General features: G+C 44.4%; 4 protein-coding genes. 1 reads left to right on the plus strand and 3 read right to left on the minus strand.

The window, feature by feature from the left end; all coding sequences use genetic code 11:
• The first annotated feature begins 59 nt into the window (after positions 1-59).
• Complete coding sequence (locus EO132_RS03195) at positions 60-1,325, plus strand: IS256 family transposase (RefSeq protein ID WP_127136011.1); 1,266 nt, start codon at positions 60-62, stop codon at positions 1,323-1,325.
• Between the two features lie 49 nt (positions 1,326-1,374).
• Here EO132_RS03195 and EO132_RS03200 read toward each other — a convergent pair whose 3' ends face one another.
• The 3 genes from EO132_RS03200 to EO132_RS03210 form a co-directional block, all read right to left on the minus strand.
• Positions 1,375-2,466 carry a hypothetical protein gene (locus tag EO132_RS03200; RefSeq protein ID WP_205780306.1) on the minus strand — a complete coding sequence of 364 codons (1,092 nt, stop codon included), beginning with the start codon at positions 2,464-2,466 and terminating at the stop codon, positions 1,375-1,377.
• A 161-nt stretch (positions 2,467-2,627) separates the two neighbouring features.
• The gene (locus EO132_RS03205) at positions 2,628-3,446 is read right to left on the minus strand and encodes an IS3 family transposase (RefSeq protein WP_127136440.1); all 819 of its coding nucleotides are present in this window, start codon (positions 3,444-3,446) and stop codon (positions 2,628-2,630) included.
• 23 nt (positions 3,447-3,469) lie between these two features.
• On the minus strand, positions 3,470-3,745 hold the full coding sequence (locus EO132_RS03210) for a transposase (protein WP_072882405.1): 276 nt from the start codon (positions 3,743-3,745) through the stop codon (positions 3,470-3,472).
• Positions 3,746-3,794: the final 49 nt, after the last annotated feature.

Raw genomic sequence — 3,794 nt, forward strand, 5'->3', positions numbered from 1 at the left:
CTGTAAACTGAACTCTGTCTGAAAAAGATTAGAAGTATTAATTTTATTCAGACAGTACCATGACAAAGAAAGAACAGACAGAATTTGAAAAGAAGGTGCTCGAGCAGTTCATGTCGGGCAAGAACCTTTTCGGTGAGGGAGGCGCCTTTGCCCCCATGCTGAAGAATGTGATCGAGAAGGCCCTTGAGGCGGAGATGGACGGCCATCTGGACGAGGGTGAGCGCACCAAGGGCAACAAACGCAATGGCAAGGGAAAAAAGACGCTGAAAAGTGGTTTTGGGACCTTCGACATCGATACCCCGCAGGACCGCCAGAGCAGCTTTGAGCCGGAACTTGTGAAGAAACGCCAGACCATCCTGGCGGACAATCTCTCGGAGAAGATCATCGGGCTCTACGGCCTTGGGATGAGTTACCGCGACATCTCGTCCCATATCAAGGAGATGTACGATACGGAGATCTCCCATACGGTCTTAAGCCAGATCACCGATCGGATCGTCCCCGATGTAAAGGCGTGGCAGAACCGTCCCCTGGAGCCCCTCTATTGCATCGTGTGGCTGGATGCCATGCACTACAAGGTAAAGGTCGATGGGAAGATCGAGCACAAGGCCCTTTATAACATACTTGGCATCAACAAGGAGGGATATAAGGAAGTTTTGGGCATGTACATCTCCGAGAGCGAGGGTGCCAACTTCTGGCTCCAGGTGCTGACCGACCTGAACAACCGTGGACTGCAGGACATCCTTATTGCCTGTACCGATAACCTGAAGGGCTTTACCGAGGCCATACTCAGCATATTCCCAAAGACCCAGGTACAGAAGTGCATTGTACACCAGATACGCAATTCCCTCAGGTATATTGCCTCAAAGGACCAAAAGGAGTTCATGCGGGACCTCAAAGAGGTATACCGGGCCACCAGTAAGGAGGTGGCCGAGGACGGACTCCTGGCCCTGGGCGAAAAATGGGGAGGCAAATATCCCGTGGTCATTGAATCCTGGCAGAACAACTGGGAAGAGCTCTCCCAGTACTTCCAATACACCCCGCCCATCCGCAAACTGATCTATACCACCAATGCCGTGGAGGGCTTCCACCGCCAGGTACGCAAGGTCACCAAGACCAAAGGGGCCTTTACAAACGATATGGCCCTGCTCAAGCTGGTCTACCTGGCCACCAGGAACATCGAGAAGAAATGGACATCGCCCCTGCAGAATTGGAGCCTGGTGGTCCAGCAACTTTATATTAAATTTGGGGAGAGGATTCCCTTGGAATTAAATCCCAATCCCTCTGGGGCTAGCCCCAGAGGGATTGATGGATCGGACAGAGTTTAATTTACAGACCCTGGTGTGAGACTGTAAAAAATATCTAAATTGCCCCTTCTTAATCTAAATCTTCAAAGTGTATCTTATCAAATTCTTCTGACAAATCCTGATGAATAATTTCTAAAAGGCGATCTATAGATTTTTGTTCTTTAAGGACAATTAGCTCCTGTTCATCACCCCTTCTACTTAGGTTCATTAAAGCATAATTTTTTATAAAGAGATTATTAAACCTATAGTTTCCTGATGACTCACTAAATATCAAAATCTCTCCTCTTTTTACCGAACTTAATTCGTGTAATCTTTTTGTCAACACATCCTCGCTAACCTTGGTTTTTAACTGAGCTTGAATTTGGTCAATATTAAATTCATTCTGATTTGTTGATAGAGCAGCTTTCAATATTATTTTCACATCATTGGTTTTCATTAATCTTGAACTTTTTATTGCTAAATCATATTCGGCTTTTAAAGAATCTGATCTTTCGGAGATGAATTTTTCAATGGCAATATCTAATTCATCAGGTTCAAATGAGCTTCTTTTTTTAACCGTTTGAAAAATTTGATTAGAAAAGCACATGTTTAGACATAGTTGATGGCATATAGCAGGTATTCCACAAGAATATTCTGCAATTTTGTTTTTATCCTCTTCTGAAAAATAAATGTTAAGGAGTTTTTCCCCTGACTTTATTATAGATTTTATCTCATCTGGTTCCATGGGAGGTATATGAATTTCCGAGATTCGATTATTCATTTCATGATCATATTGAACCACTTCTCTTGCTGTACCAACAGCACCAATAGCTATAATCTTTAAATCAGGGTAATCATGTGACATGTCCATGAAAATTTTCATTATTTGGGAAACGCGTGTTTTTTCGTCACCCTCTATTTTATGAAAATCCTCAAGAACCCAACAGCAATTTGATTCTCCAAAGAATTCACCTAGTTTACTAACGGTCAATTGTGGTGGTAGAATCTGGTTTTTAGCCTTAACTTTTTCTTTGCTAAAATCAATTATTGAAAAGGACCCTTTAATGTCTTGATATTCTAAGGTAACCTTAGGATTTATTGAAAATGTGCTTTTAGATTTTTCATTAGTAACATACTTTTCTAATTTGTCAAAACCATCGGCAATCAAGTTTTCTAATGTCATACCTTTCATACATCTGGTAATAATTTCTTTTTCATAAACTTGATTTAATTTATTGAAAAGTAATGTTGACTTTCCACAACCTGAATATCCATAGAGAACGATTTGTTTGCCATGTAGATACCCCGATCTTTAGGACAGTTTCTCTACAAAACTAATATAATTCAAGCCGCTCTCTTAAATAGATCGATAGGTCTTTCATAGTCGATGGACTGGTGTCTTCTTTCATGGTTGTAATAATCAAAGTACTCTGCCAATAACAGATAAAGGTCCATACCGTCCCTTGGAGGGTTCAGGTATATCTTCTCGTATTTTACATTCCTCCATAGCCTTTCGATAAAGGCATTGTCCGTGGCCCTTCCCTTACCGTCCATGCTCAGGCGTATTCCCTGGCCCAAAACATAATTGGCGAACTCCTCGGCGGTGAACTGGCTCCCCTGGTCCGTATTGAGGATCTCAGGTGTCCCGTGCTCACCTATGGCCTCTTCCAATGTTTCCCTGCACCATTGGGCATCCATGGAATTGGACACGCTCCAGTTCAGGACATAGCGGCTGTGCAGGTCGATGATGGCCACCAGGTAGAGATATCCCTGTTGCATGGGGATATAGGTGATGTCGGTTGCCCATACCTGATTGGGCCTGTCAACTGTCAGGTTGCGTAGCAGGTAGGGATACGTTTTGTGGTCCTTGCACCTTCGGGAGGTGTGCTTTCCCGGAAGTACCGCCCTAAGCCCCATTACCTTGTAATAGAGCCGTTCGATCCGGTTCCTGCTCACTTTATAGCCTTTGTCTTTGGTCAGCCAGATGTGCATCCGCTTGGCCCCTTTGAAAGGGTGGTGGAGATAATGTTCGTCCATCTCCCGCATGAGCTTCAGGTTCAGTTCGGTCTCGCCCCTGGGCTTATAGTACAGCCCGGAACGATGGACCGACAATGTTTCGCATTGTTTTACAATGCTCATCTTGGAATGACCCTTGCGTATCATTTTTCTGCGTTCGGAGAGTGGTCTCAGCGCAAGGCGTCCTTTAAAAAATCGTTCTCGACCTTCAACTGGCCTATGGCCTTTAGAAGTTTGTCCTTCTCCCTTTCGGTCTCGCTGCGGGCATCCTTCTTGCCCGATTCGAACACCTGCTCGGCCCCATCGAGGAAATCGCGCTTCCATGCGCTGATCTGGGTCGGGTGTATCTCGTACTTCTGGGCAAGTTCGGCAAGGCTATGCCGCTCTTTCAAGGCTTCCAATACCACCTTGGTCTTGAACTTCGGGGTAAACTTTCTTCGTGTCATATTCAGTAAATTTAATGATTAAACTTACTGCCCTAATTTTTGGGGTATC

The organism is Flagellimonas oceanensis (genome assembly GCF_003992595.1).
Lineage (GTDB): Bacteria > Bacteroidota > Bacteroidia > Flavobacteriales > Flavobacteriaceae > Flagellimonas > Flagellimonas oceanensis.